11 protein-coding genes are annotated in these 23,115 nt (G+C 64.1%); 7 read left to right on the forward strand and 4 right to left on the reverse strand.

Translation table 11 applies throughout. From position 1 onward, the window contains the following. Positions 1 to 13: 13 nt before the first annotated feature. The 4 genes from GA615_RS24345 to GA615_RS24360 form a co-directional block, all read right to left on the reverse strand. Positions 14 to 1,027 (reverse strand): dihydroorotate dehydrogenase-like protein, encoded by a 1,014-nt coding sequence (locus tag GA615_RS24345; protein WP_152053944.1) that lies wholly within the window; start codon positions 1,025 to 1,027, stop codon positions 14 to 16. Then, a complete protein-coding gene (nifJ, locus tag GA615_RS24350) occupies positions 1,024 to 4,599 on the reverse strand; it encodes a pyruvate:ferredoxin (flavodoxin) oxidoreductase (RefSeq protein WP_152053945.1) in 3,576 nt (1,191 codons plus the stop codon). The genes GA615_RS24345 and nifJ overlap by 4 nt, the downstream gene beginning before the upstream one ends. 319 nt (positions 4,600 to 4,918) lie before the next feature. Next, the gene (locus GA615_RS24355) at positions 4,919 to 7,351 is read right to left on the reverse strand and encodes a YbcC family protein (protein WP_161602529.1); all 2,433 of its coding nucleotides are present in this window, start codon (positions 7,349 to 7,351) and stop codon (positions 4,919 to 4,921) included. Further along, positions 7,344 to 8,837, reverse strand: a complete 1,494-nt coding sequence (locus GA615_RS24360) for a proton-conducting transporter transmembrane domain-containing protein (protein WP_161602530.1) — start codon at positions 8,835 to 8,837, stop codon at positions 7,344 to 7,346. Before GA615_RS24360 ends, GA615_RS24355 begins: the two co-directional genes overlap by 8 nt. 190 nt (positions 8,838 to 9,027) lie before the next feature. Here GA615_RS24360 and GA615_RS24365 point away from each other — a divergent pair, with 190 nt between their 5' ends. From GA615_RS24365 to GA615_RS24395, 7 genes are all read left to right on the forward strand, one after another. Next, positions 9,028 to 9,375: a helix-turn-helix transcriptional regulator gene (locus GA615_RS24365; RefSeq protein WP_152053948.1), complete on the forward strand. Its 348-nt coding sequence runs from the start codon at positions 9,028 to 9,030 to the stop codon at positions 9,373 to 9,375. A 110-nt stretch (positions 9,376 to 9,485) separates the two neighbouring features. After that, a complete protein-coding gene (locus GA615_RS24370) occupies positions 9,486 to 10,730 on the forward strand; it encodes an FAD-binding domain-containing protein (RefSeq protein WP_152053949.1) in 1,245 nt (414 codons plus the stop codon). 17 nt (positions 10,731 to 10,747) lie between these two features. After that, the gene (locus GA615_RS24375; protein WP_152053950.1) at positions 10,748 to 11,731 is read left to right on the forward strand and encodes an NAD(P)/FAD-dependent oxidoreductase; all 984 of its coding nucleotides are present in this window, start codon (positions 10,748 to 10,750) and stop codon (positions 11,729 to 11,731) included. Positions 11,732 to 11,740: 9 nt separating this feature from the next. Then, positions 11,741 to 12,589: a hypothetical protein gene (locus GA615_RS24380; RefSeq protein WP_152053951.1), complete on the forward strand. Its 849-nt coding sequence runs from the start codon at positions 11,741 to 11,743 to the stop codon at positions 12,587 to 12,589. A 162-nt stretch (positions 12,590 to 12,751) separates the two neighbouring features. Then, positions 12,752 to 15,340, forward strand: a complete 2,589-nt coding sequence (locus GA615_RS24385) for an alkaline phosphatase D family protein (protein WP_152053952.1) — start codon at positions 12,752 to 12,754, stop codon at positions 15,338 to 15,340. 67 nt (positions 15,341 to 15,407) lie between these two features. After that, positions 15,408 to 16,904, forward strand: a complete 1,497-nt coding sequence (locus GA615_RS24390) for a sulfatase (RefSeq protein WP_152053953.1) — start codon at positions 15,408 to 15,410, stop codon at positions 16,902 to 16,904. 1,223 nt (positions 16,905 to 18,127) lie between these two features. Continuing rightward, complete coding sequence (locus GA615_RS24395; RefSeq protein ID WP_161602531.1) at positions 18,128 to 22,450, forward strand: trypsin-like serine protease; 4,323 nt, start codon at positions 18,128 to 18,130, stop codon at positions 22,448 to 22,450. Positions 22,451 to 23,115 lie beyond the last annotated feature (665 nt).

Genomic DNA, 23,115 nt, shown 5'->3' on the forward strand with positions numbered 1-23,115 from the left:
AGCCACGAACGGCTCAACGCGTCGATTCGGAGCTGGTAAAGTCAACAAGCGTTCGAATGTAGTTCGCTCGTTCAAAGGCCTCCGGGTCCTGTGCGTTGGCCTGACTCACGCTGCCTTTCATCTGAGCGACCGAAGTGTACTCGTGCTCCTCAAGCCACGATCGGACGCCGTCGACGAGGAGGCGAAGATGGTCGATCCCACGAGTATAGAGGGCCGACGCAACCATGGTTACGTCGGCACCGGCAAGCAGAAGCTTGAGAATGTCTTCAGACGTATGCACTCCGGTGGTCGCGGCCAGCGATGCCTGGATCCGGCCAGAGAGGATGGCAATCCATCGCATGGGTAGGCGGACCTCGTCACTCGTACTGAGTACCAGCCTCGGGACGACGCGCAGGGTCTCCAGATCGATGTCCGGCTGATAAAAGCGATTGAACAGGACGAGCCCATCGGCTCCGGCCTCGACCAACCGCGTTGCCATGTGAGGCAAGGCGCTGAAGAAGGGGCCGAGCTTGATCGCCAGCGGTATCGAGACCGCCTTGCGCACTTCCGCGACCAGTTCGAGGTAGCGAGCCTCGGCCGCCTGAGCATCGATGCCAGGGTCGGTGACGAGATGATAAATATTCAACTCCAGCGCATCGGCTCCGGCGTCCTGGATCAGGTGCGCGTAGCGAGTCCACCCCCCGGCGGACGTGCCGTTGAGACTTCCGATGATGGGAACGGAGAGGGACCGCTTGGCCTGCTCGACAAGGCGGAGGTAGGCTTCGGGTCCGGTGTTGTAGTCGTCCATCTCGGGGAAGAAGCTCAGGGCCTCGGGAAACTTCTCCGAGGTGAATTCGTAGAACTCATGCACGGCCATTTGATCGTGCACAATCTGTTCTTCGAACAACGAGGGGAGGACAATGGCCGAAGCGCCGGCGTCTTCCATTCGCTTGAGGTTCGCCGGATCGAAACCCAGCGAGCAGGCTGAGACAACGACCGGATGCGCCAGATCCATTCCGAGATACGAGGTCCGAAGGTCGACGCTCATGACACCACCCCTTTCACGCGATCCGGCACGGAGCGTTCGACCCCAGCCATTTGTTCGTAGAAATGCCAGCGTTCGTCGATGTCTCGCTGGGCCAGTTGCATCAACTCCGCGGCCCGAGTGGGATTCGTCCGCGCGAGCATCGCGTAGCGCGCTTCTTTCATGGCGAACTCCCGGAACGGGAGCGTCGGCTTGCGGCTGTCGAGGTGGAAGGGGGTTGCTCCTTCTCCGGCCAGTCTCGGGTCGTGTCGGAACAGGGGCCAGTAGCCGCTGGCGGTCGCTTCCTTCTGATGCGACATCGAGGTCGACATCTGGATGCCATGCGCGATGCAGTGGCTATAGGCCAGAATTAAAGAAACGCCGGGGTACGACTCAGCTTCGTGGAATGCCTTGAGCGTTTGCAAGGGATTGGCGCCAATGGCCACCTGGGCGACGTAAACATTGCCGTAGTCGACGGCAATCATGCCGAGATCTTTCTTCGCAATCCCTTTGCCCTGCGCCGCGAACTTGGCGACGGCGGCTCGTGGGGTCGATTTGGACGCCTGGCCACCCGTGTTGGAATACACCTCCGTATCGAGAACCAGAATGTTCACATCACGTCCGGAGGCGAACACATGATCGAGCCCGCCGAAGCCGATGTCATAGGCCCAACCGTCACCTCCCACGATCCAGACACTCCGGCGCACAAGCGCCTCGGCAACTTTCCGAAGCGAGGCCGCCTCCGGTGTCTCAAGCGGTTCGAGCCGTTGCATTAGGATCGAGACGCGCGAACGCTGTTCTCGGATCGTCTCCTCGGTTCGTTGGTCGGCATCGAGGATGGCGTGAACCAGTTCATCTCCAATGGAGCCTGCCATTCCTTTCAGGAGGGTTCGGGCATAGGCTTCGAGCTGATCCACGGCAAGTCGGAAGCCCAGACCGAACTCGGCATTGTCTTCAAAGAGGGAGTTGGCCCAGGCTGGGCCTCGGCCGTCGGCGTTCGTTGACCAGGGGGTCGTCGGCAGGTTCCCCCCATAGATCGAAGAGCAACCGGTGGCGTTGGCGATCAGGGCGCGATCGCCGAACAACTGACTCATGAGCCGAAGATAGGGCGTTTCACCGCAACCGGCGCAGGCCCCTGAGAATTCAAAGAGCGGCAGCAACACCTGCGACCCCTTGACCGTCTCGGATTTGACAGTCGCCCGGTCGAGCTCGGGAAGGTGCTCGAAGACGTCGAGACGGGCACGCTCCTGCAAGAGAACCTCGTCGGTCTTCACCTCCATGTTGATTGCCTTGTGCTTGGAAACCTCCTTGCTGACCGCCGGGCAAACATCGACACAGACACCGCATCCCGTGCAGTCGTCGGGATAAACTTGAATCGCCATGTGCTGCCCTGCAAACTCCTTCCCCTTCCAGGGACGAGTCGGCAGGACTTCGGCGCCGCCGTTCAGGGCTGCCGGATCAAAAACCTTCATCCGGATGGTCGCGTGCGGGCAGACATAGGAACAGAGGCCGCACTGGATGCAGAGATCCGGGTCCCAGATGGGGATTTCCTGGGCGATGCTTCGCTTCTCGAAGCGAGCGGTGTCGGTCGGGAACGTGCCGTCAACCGGCAGGGCGCTGACCGGCAGGAGGTCTCCCTTGCCGGCCATCATCAGGGCCGTGACCCGTTCGACGAAGTCGGGGACCACTCCGGAAACGACCGGCAATCGTCGCTGATCACCCGAGGTCGCAGAGGGGACATCAACCTTGTGCAAGGCCACCAAAGAGCGATCCACCGCCTCGTTGTTGCGATCGAGGACGACCTGGCCACGTTTGCCGTAGGTTTTCTTGATCGCATCTTTAATGTGGGCGATTGCCTCGTCTCGGGGCAAAATTTCGGCCAGGGCAAAGAAGCAGGTCTGCATCACGGTGTTGATCCGCTGACCTAATCCGGCGTCGGCGGCAACTCGGAAGGCATCAACCACATAAAATTGAATGTTCTTGTCGAGAATCGTTTGCTGGATCTCGACCGGAAGTTTCTCCCAGACCTCGTCCGGGCCATGCGGGCAGTTCAGCAGGAAGGTGGCACCGGGTTCGGCCAGTTCGAGCACGTCCATCCGATCGAGGAAGTTGTACTGGTGGCACGCAATAAAGTTCGCCCGGGTGATCAAATACGGTGAGTTGATCGGTCGAGGACCAAACCGCAGGTGAGAGACGGTGATCGCCCCCGACTTCTTCGAGTCGTAAACAAAATACCCCTGGGCATGCAGCGGCGTGTTTTCGCCGATAATCTTGACCGAGTTTTTGTTCGCGCCGACGGTTCCGTCACTGCCAAGGCCGTAGAAGACGGCTCGGGTCACGTCGTCCGGTTCGGTCGAAAAGTTGGGGTCGTCTTTCAGGCTGAGGTGTGTGACATCGTCGACGATGCCGACGGTGAACCGCCGTTTCGGTTGCTCGGCGTTCAACTCGTCGAAGATCGCCTTCACCATGCTCGGCGTGAATTCTTTCGACGACAGCCCGTAGCGGCCGCCGATCACGCGCGGCATTTGCCCTTTGATACCGTTCGATTCGATCAGGGCGGTCAGAACGTCTTGATACAGGGGTTCCCCGATCGCGCCCGGTTCCTTCGTCCGATCAAGCACGGCGAGCGATCGAACGCTTTCGGGAAGCGTCTGAATCAAGGCGGCCACCGAGAAGGGGCGGAAGAGATGCACTTCGAGCATCCCGACCTTCTCCCCCTGAGCGTTCAGCGCCGCGACCGTCTCGCCGACCGTGGCCGCTCCCGATCCCATCACGATGATCACGCGGTCGGCATCTGGGGCGCCCGTGTACTGGAATAACTGATAGGAGCGACCCACGACGCTGGCGAATCGATCCATGGCACGCTGGACGATCTCCGGCATGGCCTCGTAGAACGGATTGCACGCCTCTCGGGCCTGGAAGAACACGTCGGGGTTCTGGGCCGATCCGCGAAGGACGGGCCGATCGGGCGAGAGCGCGCGGTCGCGGTGGGCCTGAATCAGCGTCGGGTCGATCAGCGATCGGATGTCGACATGCGAAAGTTGTTCGATCTTGTTGACCTCGTGAGAGGTCCGGAACCCATCAAAAAAGTGCAAAACGGGGATGCGTCCTTCCAGCGTGGCCATCTGGCCGATCATGGCCATGTCTTGCGCCTGCTGGACCGAGCTGGAGGCGAGCATGGCCCAGCCGGTCGTTCGGCAGGCCATCACGTCGCTGTGATCGCCGAAGATCGACAGGGCGTGCGTGGCGACCGATCGGGCGGCAATGTGGAAGACCGTCGGCGTCAGTTCGCCGGCAATCTTGAACATATTGGGGATCATTAAGAGCAAGCCCTGCGACGCGGTGAAGGTTGTCGTCAGGGCTCCGGCTTGCAACGCACCGTGGACGGCGCCGGCCGCGCCGGCCTCGCTTTGCATCTCGATGACGTCGGGCACCACGCCGAAGATATTTTCCTGGCCCGCGGCCGACCAGGCGTCGGCCAGTTCTCCCATCGGAGAGGCGGGCGTGATGGGATAGATCGCCACCACCTCATTCGTGAGATGAGCGACATAGGCGGCCGCCTCGTTCCCGTCGACCGTCACCGATCTTCTGTCCACGTCCGAACCTCCTCCGTGCGAGCGGCAAGAAACCGGTGTTGCCTCAATCCTTGCGGGGGCGACGGTGCCTCCGACGGCCCCACCGTCGATGGTGAGGGGAACGGGTTCACATGGCAACAAAAAAGCCCCGATCGGGCGCAAAAGAGCGCTCGTCGGGGCTATCTTAGCCGATTTCGAGCCGCCTCTCGCAAGCGGCTTCGATACAATTCGTAGTCTAACTGCTCCCCCGCAGCGAGGCAAGCGAAGCCTTCGGTTTGCAGGGGAAGTCGACCGATTTCAAAGGCGTCTTGTGCTCTCCTCCGGGCTCGGCCATGGTTGTTCAGGCAGAAATGAGCATCGCCTCCTTCGAGGGATTGGTGATCGGGTGTTCCGGATCGTGCACGGTCTCCCAGGTGCTGTCGGGAAGCCGTTGGGCGATCTCGGAGCCGGCCGGATCGAGGGCGAACAGGCGGACCCATCCGTTTTCGACCAGGGCTCGCACGGTCGGTTGTTGCGCGAGGACCGCGTCGATCCGATCGATCGGAGCCTCGACCACGACCTGAAGCCGCAATGGCTCATGGAACCAGTGGCCGTTCCGGTCATGAACCGACTGAATCGCCAGCCCGGTTCGCAGGTCGCCACCGTTGCCCAGGACCACGCCCAGCGAGCCGACCCGGTTGTGCAGGGTCTTCGTCCCGCAGCCGAACACGTCGTTATCGACCGTCGAGGCGAAGTATTGCAAGTTGATCCACGAGGCCACAACCATCGGCGCCGACAGGATCAAGGTGAGGACCGAGCCATCCTCGTCCAGGTCCGGGTCGTAATCGTGCAGGAAGGTCCGGCCTTCGAGGTTCGCCCCCCGGGTTCGACTGCGTCGGGCGGCGATGAAGGCCGCGTTGCGGGCCAGGCCCCACTCGGGGCGAACCTCCGACCAGTCGCGAGCCCGCCGCCGAAGCCATCGAGCCAGCAAGCCGGCCGGGCGTTCCGGCATGCCGAGTGCCTCGGATCGCTCGGCCCGGGTGAGCACGCCGGCCTGGTCGAGCCAGCCCCGAAGCTGGTCCACGTCCTTCTGGTGCGTTGACGGCACGCGGTCCAGATCGAGCAAGGTCACGTCATCGACTGATGTATCGTGCACACCTGGCAGGAAGTGCGTGTCGGTCGGGAGGTTCCAGCCGAGCCCCCGAAGCGAGTCCCGAACGGCCGGATCGTTGAGCAATGCCGCGGCCACCCGGGCATTGATCGCCCCGCCGTGCCCGCCGCACGCGCCGCAGTCGAGCCCGGCGGCGTGGGGATTGTTGCTGCTGTGGCTCTCGTGGCCGCACAGAAGAATGAGCCGGGCGAACCGATCGCGCAGGCCCATGTTCTTGAGAATTCCCGCCGCCAGCTCGACCCGGGCCGGAGGGGCGATCCCTTGGCCCTGAGTCTCGGCATCGAGGCCGAACGGGACCTTCCCCTCGGCCGAGTGCTTCGGCGATCGCAAGGCCATCGCGTCGGCCGCCAGGCCCAGGCTGTAGGCCGGTCCCATGATCTCGACGAACTCAAAGGCCGAGGCCGGGGCGCCGAGCAGATGCTTGGCGGCCCCATTGACCGCCGTCGACTTCGGCCCAAGGTCGCTGGCAACCGTCACCGCCGGCTTGAGCAAGACCGGGCATCGGGCACTGGCGTCCGATCCGTTCCCCTTCCACGCCAGGGGGACGCCGAAGAATCCGGCGAACCCCTTCGTCTCGATCGCCTCGGATTGCGCCTCCAGGTGCCTCCGCAAGACTTCCGAGCGCACGTCGATGCAAAAAACCCCCTGCACGGCCGGCCGATCGGCCCGACTTTCCTCGGTCGGTGCGTGGAATCGAGAGAACAAGCGGCGGGCGTAGCCGTTCTCGACCGCGTCCTGGAAGACGGCTCGGGTTGATTCGTCCTCCGGGGCCTTCTCGAACGATCGCGGCGAATCGACCGACTCGGACACCCCCAGCACCGACGCCAGAGCCCAGTCGGCGCCGCATCGGATCGCCAGCAGCTCGGCCACGGTCGTCGGAAAGGCGTCGCCGTGTTCCCAGCTTTCCCGACGGAAGAAGCAGGCCCAGCCGAAGACCCCGCCGATCACGCGAGCGAGGTACGGTTCTCGCAATTCCGCCGAGATCCCGAGCCGGTCCAGCGCTTCGGCGATGGCTTCGGTCGCGTCTTCCGGAAGCGAGGCAATGCGTTCCCTCCACCCGGTCAGGCCGAGCACTTCCAGGCTCCGATCGGCCTGGGCCGCCTCGCGCCACGAGGCAAACAGCCCGAGCGAATTCTCCGGCAATCGCCAGTAGGTTCCCCCTCCCGAGGCATGGACGGCGCACCATCGGGTAATCTGTCGAATGATCGCGTCGTTCCAGGTGGTCCCTCGGTCGTGGTCGATCCGTTCGGCAACGGTTCGGACCGGGCTGACCGCTCGGGAGGGAACAGGGGCATCCCCTTGCAAAATGGCCGCGAGGGACTCGGCCGACTCGCCCGATCGTCGAGCGGCTCGCTCCAGGTCGGCCAGGGAGAAGGCTCCGGCCTCGAATCGATCGCGGTAGGAGGAAAGCTCGGGCAGGACTTGGGCACCGAGCGCGTCTCGAACGGTTCGGGCCGCGTCGTCGATCGGCTGATCGGTGAACCCGAGGAAGGGGTTCACGGCGACGTAGTTTTCGAGATCCCAGAGGGGAGGGATGCGTCGGCAGACCCGATCCACCAGGGTTCGAACCGACGCAATGGGTTGGCCGTCAAGGTCTTCCGTCGTGATCAAGGTCTCAGGCACCTTCAACCCCCCTCCGCGATCGAGCGAGGCGACTCCAGACCCGGTCCACCAGACCGTCGGCAATCGCCCCGAAATAGAAACCGTTCAAGGCATGGACGTAAAACGCTCGGCCGATCGGTCGGTTGCCGAGCACGGGCAAGAGACTTTGCGAAATAATCAGGGCGATCATCGCCGCCACCGGAAGCACCGCCGACACCCAGGCAATCGGCCCGTTCGGCAGGACCATCGGCCCCAGCACCGGAGCCAGGAACAACCCGGCCAGGTGATACAGCTCGAACGAAAGGATCGCCACCGCGACCGTCCCGCCGATCGCTCCGACCCACCGGCGAGACGAGGCTCCGGGATGCCTCAGCAGGCCAACCCACAGTTGCCCAATCGCCAGGGCAACGATTCCCGCCAGCGCCAGTTCTCCCGGCGAGTGCAGCGGGTCGAAGGTCGTGACCGTGTTCGCCAGCATCAGGGCGGGAATCGCCACGAGCGTTCCCAGGGTGGCCAGGCCCAAGACTCGTCCGGGAGCTGAGGGCGGTGTCGGTCGAGTCGGCGGCGGCAGCTCGCCCGATCGCAGGAAGCTCCACGCCTTGTACAACCCGTGGCCGATAATGTGCAGCCAGGCCGCCGGGAACGCGGCCAAACCGCACTGAATCATCATGAATCCCATCTGAGCGACGGTCGACCAGGCCAGGGTTCGCTTGACCTTCACCTGTGCCCACATCGCCAGCAGGCCCAGCACGACGGTCAGCGTTCCCACTGCCGTCAGCATCACCAGGGCCGTCGGCGCCTGGACGATCACCGGCGCGAACCGCAAGAGCAACGCTCCCCCCGCGTTGATGATGCCGGCGTGCATCAGGGCCGAGACGGGCGTGGGGGCTTCCATCGTCTCGGGCAGCCAGCTATGAAACGGAAACTGCGCCGATTTGGTCAGTGCCGCGATCGCCACCAACGTCGCCACCACCCCGATTGCCACCTCGTTTCCGCCCGCCGAGGCTCGTTCCAGGAAGGTCGAAAGCTCCAGAGTGCCCCAGACCAGGCCGATCACCGCCATCGCCCCAATCAGGGCCACGTCTCCGAGTCGGCTAATCAGAAACTTCTTCCGGGCCGGTCGAAGCGCCTCGGCTCGTCCTCGCTCGTGCGTCAACAAGGCGTGCAGGCCAAGACTCGTCAAGGTCCAGGCGGCCACCAGCACGCCCAGATGATTGGCCAGCATCAGGGCATACGCCGCGCCGACCGTCGCCGCCAGCCGCATCAAGAACGCCCGCCGCTCCGGATCGCCGTCGAGATACCGCTGCGAGAAGCGGAAGGTGATCGCGCCGACCGACGCCACGAGCAAGCTCAACGAGGCACTCAGGCGGTCGATCACCAGGCCCGCCCCCCGCATCGGAATCGGCGAGACCCCCTGAGCGACCACCAGGGCTGCCGAGAGGACCGCCAGGCCCCCAATCACCCCCAGCAGCACGAATTCCCATCGCTCGGACCTTCGGTCGATCACATTGGACCCCCTTCTCGACGAACCACCAGGAACCGTCACGAATCTGAACCCCGCGGGATCGCCTCGTCGGCAAACCCCAACCCAGGGGTTACACTGGTGCAACCCTTCGGGCAGGATTCGATATGCGACTTCGGATACGCGACATTGATTTCGCGTATTATCTATCGCATATTCCATCGGGAGTCAAGCGATGGGAGATGAGTCAAATTCAAAAACCACGGGGGGAAACGAATGGACGTTCCTCAGTAACCACGGCCACGTCTTGCTTTGCGTCGCTCGGGAGCCGGAAATTCTCTTGCGGGAGGTGGCCGAGCGGGTGGGCATTACCGAGCGGGCGGTGCAGCGGATCGTGGCCGATCTGGAGCAGGGGGGGTATCTCTCTCGGGTCCGGGAAGGTCGGCGCAATCGGTACGAGGTCCATGCCGAGCTTCCCCTTCGGCATCCGGTCGAGGCCCATCGCGAGGTCCGGGTGCTGCTCGATCTGATCCTGGGTCCCGGAGTCGCCAAGAGTCCCGAGCCTCACGCATCGGACGGCTAACGCCGAAGGGGCGCGGGTCATCCGTCGGCTGGACGAGTTCGCCGGGTTGCCTACGGTATCGAGGAACATGCTCCCGCCCGGAACCTGGACTCCCTTGTTGAGAACCGTCGATGGCCGACGCGCTTGACCCCGAGTGGCCCCCGACCCGCGCCGAAGGGCTCCGCCGCCTCGATGCCTTTCTTCCCCGAGCCGGTCGGGAGTATGCCGAGACCCGCAACTTCGACCACGGGCCGGGGAGGCATACCAATGTCTCCACCCTGTCTCCCTACCTCCGTCATCGCCTCGTCCGAGAGGAAGAGGTGGTGGGGGAGGTTCTGGAGCGGTTCTCCCTCGCTCAGGCCGAGAAGTTCGTGCAGGAGGTCTGCTGGCGGACCTACTGGAAAGGCTGGCTCGAACTCCGGCCGGGGGTCTGGCGATCGTACCGGGCCGAGGTCGCCGACCGTCTCGCCGAGCTGGATCGTGACCGCCGCCTCCGCGACCGCTGGGAATCGGCCATCTCCGGGCGGTCGGGCATCGACTGCTTCGACCAGTGGGCCGACGAGTTGATCTCGACCGGCTATCTCCATAACCATGCCCGGATGTGGTTCGCCAGCCTCTGGATCTTCACGCTGCGGCTCCCCTGGGCGCTCGGGGCCGATTTCTTCTACCGCCACCTGCTCGACGGCGATCCGGCCTCGAATACCCTGTCGTGGCGATGGGTCGCTGGGCTCCAGACGCAGGGGAAAACCTACCTGGCCAGCGCGGGCAATATCTCCCGGTTCACCTCCGGACGGTTCCGGCCGACCGAGCGCTTGGCATCGACCGCCGAGCCGGTTCCCGGCCCTCCTCCTCCTCGCCCGCGTGCCTTGCCTCCGGCCGATCGCCCCGGTCAGGGGCCGGTCGGCCTCTTGCTGACCGAGGACGACCTCGACCCGACCTCCCTTGGCCTCGACCCCGATCAGGTGGCGGCCATTGCCGGGATCGTGAACCTCGACGACCGCTCGCCGATGCCCGTCGGCCCCTTGCCGCGAGCCTTCACGACCGGAGCGATGGCCGATGCGCTCGACCGCGCCGGCCGGGCTTTCAACGCCCCGGCCGATCACCTCGACCCGGTCAATGACTGGCTCGACCCGATCCTCGACTGGGCGAAGCGGCATAACATCGACCGGATCGTCACTGCCGAGTCTCCCCAGGGACCGGCCCGCGATCGTGTCGATGCCCTCCGCGAACCGCTTCAAACGGCCGGAGTCACGCTTGCCGTCCTGCGAAAAGACTGGGACGAAACCTTCTGGCCCTTCGCCACCGCCGGCTTCTTTCGCTTCAAAGCCGAGATCCCTGAGGTCCTCGACCGTCTCGGCCTGATGGCGCTCCGTTGATCTAAGAGAGAGTGTTCATGTCGAAACATTTTGGGGTCATCGGAGCCGGCATTGCCGGGTTGACCGCCGCGCGCCGGTTGCGTAATCAGGGACACTCCGTTCTGGTCCTCGATAAAGGAAGACGCCCCGGAGGCCGCACCTCGACCCGGTCGATGGATGGCCTCTCGTTTGACCACGGCCCTCCGTTTTTTACGATCACGGATCCGATGGTTCGAGCCTTTGGGGAAACCTCGGGCGTCTTCTCCTGTCTCGAAGCGTGGCAAGGGCGCTTCGCTCGCCTCGAAGCCGGCCGATTGGTGCCGGAGCTTCCCGATCCCCCTCGGTTGGTGGGGGTTCCCGGCATGGGGACGATCGGCCAGAGGCTCGCTCAAGAGATTGACGTGCGTGTGAGCGTTCATGTCAATCGGCTCGAACGATCGGCCGGGGGCTGGACGATCATCGATCGAGACGGCTCCTCGTACGGCCCGTTCGACGCGCTGATCGTGACGGCTCCCCCCGCGCAGGCTGCCGCCTTGCTTCGCGAGCATTCGGAACTGGCCGCGACACTCGAACCGATTCCGATGGCGGTCTGTTTCTCCTGGATGATCGCTCCGGAGAGCAGAACGGCCTTGCCGTTCGACGGCATCCGATGCGATCATCCCGTCCTGCGTTGGGCGTCGAACGAACAGAGCAAACCGGGCCGACCGGATTCGCCCGCCCTGGTTGTCCAGGCGAATCACACCTGGTCCGAGGCCCACCGCGATTCCGATCCCTCGGAGGTTGTCCGACTCTTGCGGTTGGCCGTCGAGGAGTCGTTTGCGATCCGCCTTGGCCCGCCTCGCCTGGAGTCGCTCCACCGATGGCTCTTTGCCCAACCGGTTGAGCCTTTGGGAACCCCTTGCCTGATCGACCCCGATGCCTGCCTGGCCGCCTGCGGCGATTGGGCCTTGCGAGGGTCGATCGAGGGGGCGATTCAGAGCGGATTCGCCTGTGCTCAGACATTGATGGAAGCTCTTGCGTGACGATGGTCCATGATTCATGATCCTCGCCAGCGGCAGGCCGGATTCAACACCTCGACCCGAGGTCAGTGGGAGGTGTTCGCTGATCACCGCCACCAGGTGTCGGCCGTGCTCACGACGGCTCCGGGCGGTCGGCTCTGCATCCTGGGGGCCGGGAACACCAACGACCTTGACCTGCCAGCCCTTCTGGAACGCTACCGCGAGGTTCATCTTGTCGACCTCGACCCGACGGCCCTCGCCGAAGGGGTTGCACGGCAAGGGGTGGCCGATCACCCGGGGATTCACCTGCACGGCGGTCTGGACCTGACGGCGATGGTCGAGACGATCGCCTCGTGGTCCCCCCGCGCTGAGGTGCGCCCGGCCGATCTCGACGCCCTGGCCACCTGGCCCGGCAACCGGGTTCCACTGGTCTTGCCGGGACCATTCGACCATGTCGCCTCGACCTGTATCCTCAGCCAGTTGACCGACACCACAGCCCACGCCCTCGGCGATCATCACCCGAGAGGAACGGCCGTGATGGAGGCGATCCGCCGCGGCCATCTCCGCCTGCTCGCCCGCCTGGCGGGGCCGATCGGCCGGGCGACCCTCATCACCGATATCGCCTCCTCGAAGTGTTTCCCCGCACTGCCGGAGACCCCCGATGAGCGTCTCGCCGAGCTGCTGCCCTGGCTCTTGCGCTCCGGCGCTCACTACCACGGATTGCACCCGAATCAGATCCTCGCTGCCTTGCGGCACGACCCCGCCATTGCTCCCCTCCTGGCCGGATTCCAGACCTGTGCCCCCTGGCGCTGGCGGCTTCATTCGCGTGTCTTCCTGGTCTGGGCGGTGACGATGCGGTTCTCGGCATCGCGGTGGGGCTGACGGGTGGGTCCACGTCCTCGGACATCGCCGGACTCCTCGCGCTTGGTCTGGTCTGTTTCGCTGGCTGCTCGGACGGATTAGGATGAGCGAGGCTTCGGGGGAACGTCCCCGATCACCGTGGGCCGGCCACTTCGATTCGATCCGTACCGAGCCTCTCCCATCATGAGCAAGTCTTCCGTCTCTCGCCGGTCGTTCCTCGTTGATTCCGCCGCGGCGACCGCGGCCCTCTCCGCCCTGCCGCGAGCAGGACGCGCCGAGGACCGACCGGAGGCCGAGTTCCGCAGCCGATGGGAACGTGTTCCCGATCGCGTCTGGCCCGGCGCCGCCTTCTGGTCGAACCCGCTGCAGGACTGGCGGATTCGAGGCGGGCGGCTGGAGTGCCTTCGCCCCGCCACCGGCCGATCGTTGCATCTGCTGACGCATGACCTGGCCGATCGCCCGGGGACGCTTCGCATGAGTGTCCGGCTGGGATCGCTCGACGGCGGCCCGCTGGCTGAGGCGACCGGATCGGCCGGCTTCTCGATTGGCGTTCGGGGGCCGCTGGGGGACTACCGCAACAACCTGGTGCATGGTTCGGGATTCCCGGCCGGCCTGCGCACCAACGGTCGCCTGGTGCTTGGCGACGGTTCCGAGGCCGCCTCGGACCCGGTCGACTTGAACGTCGAGGAGGTTGAGCTTCGCCTCACGATCGACCCCGACCAGGACGGATTCCGCCTGACGCTCTCGGCCATCGACCCGAAGGACGACCGCGTGCTGGGCACGGTCGAGCGCTCGGGAGTGCCGGGGGCATCGCTGGTCGGCAACCTCGCCCTCGTGAGCAATTTCGGCCCTCCTCGTCCCGCGGCGCAGCAGGCGAGTAACCCGAACGCTCCCCCGGCCGGGACCTGGTGGTTCGCCGACTGGAGCGTCTCCGGCTCGAAGGTCGAGGCCCACGACGACCACCGCTTCGGCCCGATCCTCTTTAACCAGTACACTCTGCACGGCGGCACGATGAAGATGTCGGTGCAGATGCCCCCCCTCGGCCCGGACGATGAGCCATCGGTCCGCCTGCTCATCGATCGGGACGGCTCGTGGCAACCCGTTGCCGAGGGGAGGATTGACCCCCGATCGTTCCTCGCCACCTTTCGGGTTGAAGGGTGGGATGATCAGGTCGACACCCCTTATCGCCTGTCGTATGTCGAACGCTTCACCGACGGATCGACCCGAGAGGACTCCTTCGACGGCCTCATCCGTCGCGATCCGGTCGAGGCCGAGCGTTTGACCGTGGCCGACATCTCCTGCAACGCCCACTACGCCTTCCCGAACGAGGCCTGCGTGGCGAGCGTCGCGAAGCTTGACCCCGACCTGATCGCCTTCACCGGCGACCAGTTCTACGAGTCGACCGGCGGCTTCGGCGTCGAGCGGAACGACGTGGACATTGCCTTGCTCGACCTCCTGCGCAAGTGGTATCAGCATGGCTGGACCTGGCGCGACCTGACCCGAGATCGCCCAAGTATCGCCATTCCCGACGATCACGACGTCTACCACGGCAACCTCTGGGGAGAAGGCGGCAAGAAGGCCCCCGGCAACACCTCCGAGGCCGAGTCGAAGGGGGGCTACAAGCAGATGGCCGAGTTCGTCAACGTCGTCCACGCGATCGAGACGGCTCACCACCCCGACTCTCCCGCCGAGCCGGGCCTTCAGGGGATCACCGGCTATTACGGCCCCCTGATCTACGGCGGCATTGGCTTCGCCATCCTCGCCGATCGCCAGTACAAGAGCGGCCCCGACGGCAAGGTGCCCCCCACCACCAGCGGCCGCGCCGACCACGTGGTCGATCCCGACTTCGACCCGGAAACCGCCGACCGGCCCGGCCTGGAATTGCTGGGCGATCCGCAGCTTCGCTTCCTCCAGGAGTGGGCCGACGACTGGCGAGGGGTCGACATGAAGGCCGTCTTCTCGCAGACCATCTTCACGGCGATGGCCACCCACCACGGTCAGCCCGACAACCGGCTCATCGCCGACTACGACACTAATGGCTGGCCGCAGACCCCCCGCGACGAGGCCGTCCGGGCCTTGCGACGCGCCTTCGCCTTCCACCTGGCCGGCGACCAGCACCTGCCGGCCGTTGTCCATTACGGGATCGACGCGCACCGAGACGCCGGGGTCGCCTTCGCCAGCCCGGCGGTGAACAACCTGTACCCTCGGTGGTTCTGGCCCGAGTCTCCGGGGGAGAACCGGCCCAGCGGGGCTCCCGAGGAGCTGGGCGACTTCCGGGACAGCTTCGACCATCCCTTGACCGTCCTGGCCTGCGCCAATCCGAAGCCAGAGCGAAGGCCCGGCGTCGGTGTGCTTGAGGCCGAGACGGACAAGTCGGCCGGCTTCGGTGTCGTCCGGTTCCACAAAGCCGACCGGACGATCACGGTCGAATGCTGGCCCCTCTTGGCCGACCCGACCGAGCCGGGCACCCAGTTCCCCGGCTGGCCGGTCACGGTGTCTCAGCTTGACAACGGCGGCGCCCGAGCGGCTCGGGCCGAGTTGCCCGAGGTCGTCGTTCGGGGCGTCGATCGGCCGGTCGTCCAGGTGATCGACGAATCGACGAATGAGCCGATCTATGGCCTTCGGCTTGCAGGTTCCCGCTGGCGGCCCTTCACCTTTACCGAAGGGTTGTACACGATTCGCGTTCTTGATCCCGAGTCGGGCCGATCGGTCGAACGACGCGGCCTGGCCGCCCGAAAGGGGAACGACGCCACGATCGAGATCACGCTCTGATCGGTTCCGGCTCCGGGATCGGATTCGAGACGGTCGCATCGGACACCCATTGCGGAAAGGATGAGTCATGACTTCTGGGATCGCGTCGCGGTTCGTCGTGCTGGTCGGGGTGGTCGCCCTGGCTCCGTTCTCCTCGGCCGATGCGGCCGACCGGCCGAACGTCCTGTTTCTCATCTCCGATGACCTGAACAATGCGTTGAACACGTATGGTCATCCCCAGATGAAAACCCCCAATATCGATCGCCTCGCGGCGCGAGGGGTTCGGTTCGACCGGGCCTATTGCCAGTTCCCCCTTTGCGGGCCGAGCCGCAACTCGATGCTCACGGGTCTATATCCGAACAGTACGGGGATCTTGAGTAATGCTCAGATCTTCCGTCAGTCGATCCCGTCTCACGTCAGCTTGCCGCAGGCGTTCCGGCTCGATGGTTACTTCGCCGCCCGGATCGGCAAGCTGTATCACTACGGGGTGCCTCGGTCGATCGGCACGAACGGGCACGACGACCCCGGCTCATGGGAGTTGGAACTGAACCCGGCCGGGGTCGATCGGCTGGAGGAAGAGCCGAAGATCTTTACCCTCACCCCTGGCCAGTTCGGCGGCACGTTGAGCTGGTATGCCTCTCCCAAGAGCGACGAGTACCACACCGACGGCATCATGGCCAGCGATGCCGAGTGGGTCCTCGAACGCTGCGCCCGGCAGGCCGATCGGCCGTTCTTCCTGGCCGTCGGCTTCTATCGGCCTCATACGCCGTACGTCGCGCCGGAAGATTATTTCAAACAGTATCCGCGTGAGCAAATCTCCCTGGTGGAAGGGGTTGAGGAGGACCAGCAGGACATCCCTCCCGCCGGCCTGATGAGCGCCAAGCGCGAGCAGGACAAGCTGACCGACGAGCTGCGCCGCGAGGCGATTCAGGCGTACTACGCCAGCATCAGCTTCATGGATGCTCAGGTCGGCCGGGTGCTTGATGCGCTCGATCGGCTCGGCCTGGCCGAGAACACGATCGTCGTCATGACCAGTGACCACGGCTATCACCTGGGCGAGCATGGCCTCTGGCAGAAGATGAGCCTGTTCGAGGAGAGTGCCCGGGTGCCGATGATCATCGCGGCGCCGGGCGTTTCGAAAGGGGGGACGGTCGCTCCTGCTCCGGTGGGTCTGATCGATCTGTACCCGACCCTGGCCGAGCTGTGCGGAGTCGAGGCGCCGGAGAACCTTCAGGGGCAGAGCCTCGTTCCCTTGCTCCGTGATCCGGAAGCCCCCGGCCGCGGCTGGTCGCTTAGCCAGGTGACCCGGGGAGGAGGCGGGCAGGGGAGGTTCTTCGGCTACTCGATTCGAACCCCCCGCTGGCGCTACACCGAATGGGACGACGGGAACCGCGGGCTCGAACTCTACGACCACGAGGCCGACCCCCTCGAACAGACCAACCTGGCCGACTGCCCGAATCACGTCGAAACGATCACCGAGCTTTCCCGCTTGCTCCGCGAGTCGGTCCGCTCGACCTATCCCCCCTCGGGCGAGATCCCCGAAGTCCAGGGGACCCTCTGGATGCCGAACCTGACCAACCCCTGATTCTGGTCCACTCTGCTCGGCTCGTCCCGGTGGCTCGCACCCGATGCCGATAGCTCGGGTGCGCTGCCGGGTGCGCCTCTCGGTGCGCCTGTTGGTGCGCCTCTCGGTGCGCCTTCCGGCGAGGCGTTCGAGACGGGCCGGTGCGCCTTGGTTGCGGGCTCGGTGCGCCTTCCGGTGCGCCTCGGTGCGCGGTTTGGTGCGCTTTGGGAGTGGGCTGGAAGTCATTTGGTGGATCAAGGTTGGGCTGATTCAGGGGATTTGTTTCGTGCCGGGTCTCCAGGTGCGATGGGTTCGTTTCGTACGGAGGGGAGCCCGAACCAATCGGGTTCGTTTCGCCGCCGATGGCGAGCGGGCAAGAGGCTCGTTTCGAGACCAACGGGAGCGGCGATGGGTTCGTTTCGCGCGGGCGGAGTGAACCCAACTGGGTTCGTTTCGCGCGGGACGGAGTAGCATCGTGGGTCAGATGTCCCGCGAGGTTTTCTGCGGCCCGAGGCGTTGAGGTCTTCGAAAAAAAACGTCGTCGCCTGACGGTGGCGGATGCGGTGCGGATTGTCAAAGAGCCTCGCTGGCGCGACGGAACGAGAAAACGATTCGGGGAATGCTCGCCCGGCAATCGGGCGAGCGTGATGAATGCCCCACGCTCATAGGATCGAGGAAATTGCGAGGGGTAGTCACAAAAACTCCAGAAGGGTCAAAGAATCCGATCGCACGGCCGGCTGATTGTGTTCGAGGACCGAGAAAACGCAATGTCTTGAATGCAAGCCAGGCGAATAAGAGGCCAGGCCGGCCTCGTCCTATGACAAATGTCAATATTCAGGATGACCCTGATTCCGTGTGTGACTCTGATTCCGTGCTCGAACCCGTCGGGGTTGCGATCGGAGGGGGCTGAGGCCGGGCTCAGCAACGAAGTTTGCTTAATCGGCAAAAAGTCTTCACACGGCCCAAGCAATTTAAATTTCTTAGAGTTACCATTTTGCCTTTCTTGTCAAATTGAGATAGTTTGGACTTGGCTCTGACCTCTACTGATGCTCAGAGCTCTTTCGGTGTTAGCGTATGCGTAATCTTGAATGCTAGAAGAGCAGACAAATTTACATTCGAAACTTTCATGAGTTTTCGATCTTTCTGAGCCCGTACATCATCTCGCCATGGGTGACGATCGAGCCCGTGGTGCGGTAGTGGAGACCTGCGGGATTCATTCCAACTCTCCAGTGGAGAACTCACCAATGAGCGGTCATCGAGGCGGAGAACAAGTGCGACGAGCAGGTCTGCGCGGGTCGGCTCGCCGACATCTGGCAGAGGAGGGGCGGAAAAGGCGGTTCTTCACAAGCTTGGAGCGGCTTGAAGACAGAGTGACGCCGGTCATCGGCGCGATCGGTGTGCCACCGCAGGTCCTGCCCGGGTCGGGGTTCGACGGGATTGCCAATCTGGGGGGTTGCACGGGATCGCTGCTGCCGACGGGCCGCCACATCTTAACGGCTGCGCATTGTGTCGATGACGACGGCGACGGGGTGGCTGATAGCACGAACTACTCCGTTACCTTCAACATGCCGGGTGATCGCGTCATTCGGATGAACGTTCCGCAAGCGAACGTGATTGTTCATCCCATGTGGGGAGGCGGCGACAACATTTCCGATGGCTTCGACGTCGCCGTGATGATTCTGCCGAATTATGCGCCCGTGGGTGCCGAGCGATTCTCGATTGCCGATCCCAAAGATGGCACCGTGGGGGCCGATCCCACGGCAAGCTCGTTCGTCGACAGCAGTGGAATGATCACCGCCAACGATGTCCGGAACACAAACGACATCCTCATTCGCTTCCTTGACGGGCCCAACGCGGGTCTTGCCCGGACGGTCAGCAACCTTGACGACACGACCCAGGTGATCACCGTCAATTCGGCCTTCCCCAACGTGCCGAACGTGGGTGACACCTTCGAGTACATCTTCCGTGGCTCGCAGATCATCGGTTATGGCAATACGGGCACGGGCACCGAGGGGCAGCAGACCGGCACCTCGGGCATTAAACGCGTCGGTTATAATCAGCTTGAATCAACGGATGATCTCAATGGCGGTGACGGCGGATCGATGTTCCAGAACGGCATCATCGGCGCGTTGTTCCAGATGCCGCCTGCTGGCTTTGATACGTCCGAGGCGGCGCTGGGGCAGGGTGACTCGGGAGGCCCGTTGCTGGTGGGCCGGTCGATCATCGGCATCGCGTCGTACGGGCGAGGCGGAGCTGACTTCGACTCCTCTGATTTTTGGGCGTATGCGCCGCAATTCACGACAAGCTTCATTGACCCGATCCTGACGCAGGCCGGCCCGTTGACCCTGGACATGGACGACCAGGACGACGGCCAGGACGGTGTGCCCGACCTCATTAGCGTGGTTGTCGATAATACGGATGATGACATCACGATTTTTGTGAACGGTCGATCTCTGGGTTCGGTCGACCTTGCCGAGGTGACTGAGCTTCGGCTGATCGGTTCCAATGACGATGACACCTTCATCATCGAGGGCGACTTCGATTTGCCGGTATTCGTTGATGGCCGCCGCGGCAATGACGAGCTTCGAATCCGGCGGAGCGGTCGCGACGATGACCTGGTTTATCGCCCTGGCTCCAACACGGGCGATGGTGAGATCGATGTCGACACTGGATCGATTGTCAGCACGATCACGTTTGAGGACCTTGAGCCGCTGCTGATCAGCAACGTGGCCTCTTACACGCTGAAGACGACCGATCGAACTGTGTTGACCGTCGCACAAGCGGGTCCCGACCGGAACATCGTCACGGGCACGCATGACGGGGGCGTGGCGTTTGAATCGGTGACGTTCTTCGATGTGGACGAGTTCATCATCGAAACCGATGACGTCTTCTCCGAGAATGACGAGTTCACCGTCCTGACTCCGCTGGTGGCCGAAGACCTGGACACCTTTACGATTCGATCCTTCGGCGGGAACGACACGCTGACCATCGGCACCAATTTTCGCCTGCCGTCCTCGGGCGGTTCGTTCACGTTCGACGCTGGAACGGGGTCGGGAGACCTGATCAAGGCGACCGGCGATTCCGATCTGATCCTTTCCGACACATCGTTGGCCAGTGTCGGCTCAGCGACGGGTGCCTCGCAGGGAACGCTCCTGCTGAGCGGTGTCGAAGAGGCGATTCTCACGGGTGGGATGCTGGCGAACGTGATCAACGCCGCGGGCTTCAGCGGCTCGCTCGTGCTGAACGGTGGCGATGGCAACGATGTCCTGACTGGCGGTTCTGGCCAGAACTCGGTTTACGGCAATGCCGGATCGGACACGCTGATCAGCGTCAACGGCAGCGGTCTTTACGAGGGAGGCGAGGGGAACGACCATCTGGAGTTCTTCGGCTCAGCGGTCATCGGGAACAATCTCGCCGTTCTCGCGAACGGAGTCGGGGTTGTCATCACCTCGTCGGTGGGGTCGAGGAATCTGGGGGTTCATACCGTCGAGTCGATCTTCCTTGGCGCGTCAACGAGTTCCGACGACATTCAGGTCGGCAATCTCCGTGATACGGACGTGCGACTCGTCACGCTTGATCTGGGCCTCGATGCCGTTCGCGACACGGTCTCGATTGAGAATCCGAACATCGCCGACGAGGTCAGCATCACGACCCCGGGCCCGGGCATGGTCAATGTGGAGCAGACGCAGAACGCCAACGTCGTGATCCTCAACTCGCTGGCGAGCTGTCCGTTCGGGCCAAACGACGACGTGCTGATCCTGAACACGAATGCCGGCAACGACACGGTGATGGCCTCTCCCGAGGCGTCGGAGGAGATCGGCCTGGTCATCAATGCCGGTGACGGCAACGACTTCGTCATGGCCAACGGCACGATCAATGGCGGCCGTGGAAATGATAACCTGTCCGGCGCGGGCGGGTTGTGCCCGGTCACCATCGACGGTGGCGAGGGAGATGACCAGATCTGTGGCAACGACGGCAACGATTTGCTCAACGGTGGTGCCGGCAACGACTCGATCTACGGGGCCGGTGGCGACGACACCATCAACGGCGGCGATGGCAACGACCTCCTCGCCGGGAACGACGGCAACGACACCATCAATGGCGACGCGGGGAACGACACCATCGGCGGCGGTGCGGGGGACGACACCATCGCGGGGGGCCTCGGCGATGATCTGATTTACGGCGACTCCGACGCCGATTGCGGCGAATCGAGCCTGCAGCCCATCGCCAGCGGTCAAGGCAACGACACCCTCAACGGGAACGTGGGCAACGACACCATCTCCGGCGAAGGGGGGGATGACGCGATCTTCGGCGATGAGGGGGACGACACCCTCTCCGGCGGCGATGGGAACGACACCATCTCCGGCGGCGATGGCGACGACACCATCTCCGGCGACGATGGGAACGACACGATCTCTGGGGCCGATGGCGACGACATCATCTCCGGCGGCGATGGGAACGACACCATCTCCGGCGGCGATGGGAACGACACCATCTCCGGCGGCGATGACAACGACGAGATTCAGGGCAACCTGGGCGATGACCTTCTCGTCGGCGACGAAGGGGACGACCTCATTCACGGTGGCCTGGGTGCCGACACCATCTACGGTGTCGACGGCCGCGATCGCCTCTGCGGCGGTCTCGCCCCCGGCGAACCTGGCAACCCCGAACTCGATGGGAATGACCTGATCAGCGGTGGCAATGACGACGATGCCATCGTCGGCGACGCCGGAGACGACACCCTCTTCGGCGACGACGGAAACGACCAGATCTGGGGTTCCGCCGGAAATGATGCCCTCCACGGCGGCACAGGAAACGACGCCATGGTCGGCGGCGCCGGCGACGACTTCCTGAACGGCGGCGACGGCAACGACCTCATGTTCGGTCTCACGGGGAACGACACCCTCTGGGGCGGCAACGACGACGATTCGATGTACGGCGGTGATGGCGACGACGTCATGCTCGGCGGCACTCCCGAAACCGCCAACACCGTCCACGGCCCGCGCAACCCAAGCCTGCCCAGCGACGGCAACGACGTCATGCTTGGCGGCCTTGGGTTCGATCACGTCGATGGCGGAAATGGTGACAACATCCTTGACGCTGGCGACGATGGTCTGGTTGAGACCGTCCTGGCGGGCGTCGGCAACGACATCGGATTCTCGCACCGGATTCGCGGCCATAAGGTGAGCGACCGCATGGCGCTCGATGGCGGGCACAACCAGGACCGCCATCGCGGCGGCCTCGTCGAACCGGCCATCCCTGACGAAGTCTGCGACTTCGTCGTCTTCGCCCAGCCCGAACCGGTCGTCACTCCAGCACCCGGCCCGGTTCACGTTCCGTTGCACAACGGTGCTTCGCGTCCTCGCTCATGGGCCCCACGGACCAGGCCAGTGGTTGTGAGGCCCACCCAGGTGAGACGAAGGTTGCCGCTCGTCTCCACGCAACAACCGATCAACCAGCCGACCCCGGCACGGTACTGGAGCCTTCGCTCCGCTCCGCAATCGACCCTGGCCGGTCTGGGGCCGATGGCCCGCTTGCTCGCCCGACGAGGCGGCAGGTCGGTCTGATCGAAGCGTGCCTTGAGGCGAGTCGCCAGGGTCTCGCGATATCGTCACGCATTGCGAAAAGGGCGGCCGACCCCCGTTTGGAGGAAGCGGCCGCCCAGCGTTGCCGCGCGGGTTGATCGACGGGGCATGCGGGGGCCCCTCAATGCCTCCCGATCGCAGGAGGTCGGCGCGATGTCGGGCGGCGTGATGGCCGGGGCGTGTCGCCCCCAGATCTCCTGATCGGGAGCAGGAGCGGACCTGGGCGGGATGAGCCCAGCCACCCTGCCGAGGTGCGCCTTCAGGTGCGCCGCGGTGTTGGGTTCGGTGCGCTCCGGGGTTGGGCTGGAAGTCGTTTGTTGGTTGAAGCTTGAGGTGCTGGAGGCGGTTCGTTTCGTCACGAGGCTCCCGGAACAACGGGTTCGTTTCGCACGGGTCGGAGCCGGAACGATCGGGTTCGTTTCGCCGCCGCTGGCGAGGTGTGATCGGGTTCGTTTCGAGGACGAGGGCAGGGGCGATGGGTTCGTTTCGCGCGGGCGGAGTGAACACAACCGGCTTCGTTATCACGCGGGGCGGACTGGCATCGTGGGCCGGAGGCCCTGAGAGGCGTCCCGGGCGTCGGGGCATTGGGGTCTTCCGGAAGGACGGCGGTTGCGTAGTTGTGGTGGACGCAGTGTGGATTGTCAAAG

Origin of the sequence: Tautonia marina, assembly GCF_009177065.1 — a bacterium.
Lineage (GTDB): Bacteria > Planctomycetota > Planctomycetia > Isosphaerales > Isosphaeraceae > Tautonia > Tautonia marina.

Bases quoted from the DNA above. Each gene is read 5' to 3' on its own strand.
- GA615_RS24345 (WP_152053944.1), bottom strand. From the start codon at position 1,027: ATGAGCGTCGACCTTCGGACCTCGTATCTCGGAATGGATCTGGCGCAT.
- GA615_RS24365 (WP_152053948.1), top strand. From the start codon at position 9,028: ATGGGAGATGAGTCAAATTCAAAAACCACGGGGGGAAACGAATGGACG.
- GA615_RS24370 (WP_152053949.1), top strand. From the start codon at position 9,486: ATGGCCGACGCGCTTGACCCCGAGTGGCCCCCGACCCGCGCCGAAGGG.
- GA615_RS24375 (WP_152053950.1), top strand. From the start codon at position 10,748: ATGTCGAAACATTTTGGGGTCATCGGAGCCGGCATTGCCGGGTTGACC.
- GA615_RS24380 (WP_152053951.1), top strand. From the start codon at position 11,741: ATGATTCATGATCCTCGCCAGCGGCAGGCCGGATTCAACACCTCGACC.
- GA615_RS24385 (WP_152053952.1), top strand. From the start codon at position 12,752: ATGAGCAAGTCTTCCGTCTCTCGCCGGTCGTTCCTCGTTGATTCCGCC.
- GA615_RS24390 (WP_152053953.1), top strand. From the start codon at position 15,408: ATGACTTCTGGGATCGCGTCGCGGTTCGTCGTGCTGGTCGGGGTGGTC.
- GA615_RS24395 (WP_161602531.1), top strand. From the start codon at position 18,128: ATGAGCGGTCATCGAGGCGGAGAACAAGTGCGACGAGCAGGTCTGCGC.